2 protein-coding genes are annotated in these 1,301 nt (G+C 45.6%); both read right to left on the bottom strand.

The window, feature by feature from the left end:
• Nucleotides 1-185: 185 nt before the first annotated feature.
• A complete protein-coding gene (locus AC2VE5_RS27760) occupies nucleotides 186-383 on the bottom strand; it encodes a hypothetical protein (protein WP_486890735.1) in 198 nt (65 codons plus the stop codon).
• 89 nt (nucleotides 384-472) lie between these two features.
• Nucleotides 473-1,301 (bottom strand): group II intron reverse transcriptase (locus AC2VE5_RS27765; RefSeq protein WP_486890736.1); only part of this gene is annotated, 829 nt, incomplete at its 5' end.

Raw genomic sequence — 1,301 nt, forward strand, 5'->3', positions numbered from 1 at the left:
GTGCAACGTAAACTGTTCTCCATCAGGAGTCACAAGCTCGACTGAGGCACAACCTTCAATGCTTGCCAAGGCTGTCTCTACTGCCTCGGATAACTCTGCTAATCCTGTTGGACTAGCAACTAAGTGTGCTTCGAGTTTTGGAGTCTCAAGTTTTTTTGTCATGGTTTCCTTTTTCCCAAAAGTATTTAAAACCCGTCTTCTTCGTCCGACACTGCCGCCCACGATTCTTTATGCTTAACCTGTACCTGGTAGTTAACACCCTTCAGTACAGGAGCCGCTTGCGCCTTAACAATAGCCTCCGCTTGTTTCAACAGAAGCTCTGCTACTGCATCAGCTTCCTCATCGGGGTCTACTTTGGCGTATAAGTTAATGCCAAGCTCCAAACTGTTAGGTGGAGTCGAAGGGGGCTATTATGCCCCGCTGCTCTCCTTCAGATCCGAGCGTGCGACTTTCATCGCACTCGGCTCCAGATTCAATTAGGACTGTGCCTTTTGCTCATGTGTCTGTAATCGTGGCATGACTCATGTAGAGCTTCCAGATTGTTGGGTTTCCAGTTGTGGTGATTTCCATCTTTATGGTGCAGGTTTACCCACTCCTCGAATGTGGTCTTTAATCCACATCTGGCACATGAATGGTTTTGCTCTCTTAGGACTTTAGAGGTAATACCGCCGTAGAGCTTACTATTACGTTCGCTCCAGTAGGTCAAATCGCCGTCATAGGGTGATTTACCATCCTTGACATTGATGTGTTTGTTTTCGGAGTAAGAAACTGCTGGGAATGCTTTATCTAACAATTTCTTGCTAGTGTAGCGATTCTGTTTAGTTTCCTTGTTGAATACCGTAAACGCTCTGCTTTCGATGTGGTACAGCGAGAATCGTGACCCATCCATTTTGCAGTAGCGGTGGTAGTTCCTCCATCCTCTAACTAGCGGAGCCAGTTTAAAGGCTTTTGTGCTAGCACCATAGTTTGAGTTGTTGACGATGGTTTTTACTTTCTGACGAAAAGCTTTATAGTTATCCACTGAAGGGACGCATCTAAACTTTCCGTTGTCTTGCACTTTGAAGTGCCAACCGAGGAAATCAAATCCATCTGTCGTGGCGGTTAGCTTGGTTTTCTTTTCGCTTACTTTTAGTCCGCGTTCTGCCAGGAATTGGCTGATTCTTTTAAGCACTTTATCTGCATCGTCTTGTGGTCGAAGCATTATTACCATGTCGTCTGCATAGCGGACTACAGGGTCTATAAGCTTGTTTCCGGCATCTTTATACCTATGGATACTTTCGATGCCGTTTAAGGCGATGTTG

The organism is Aliterella sp. E5.1 (assembly GCF_057473825.1).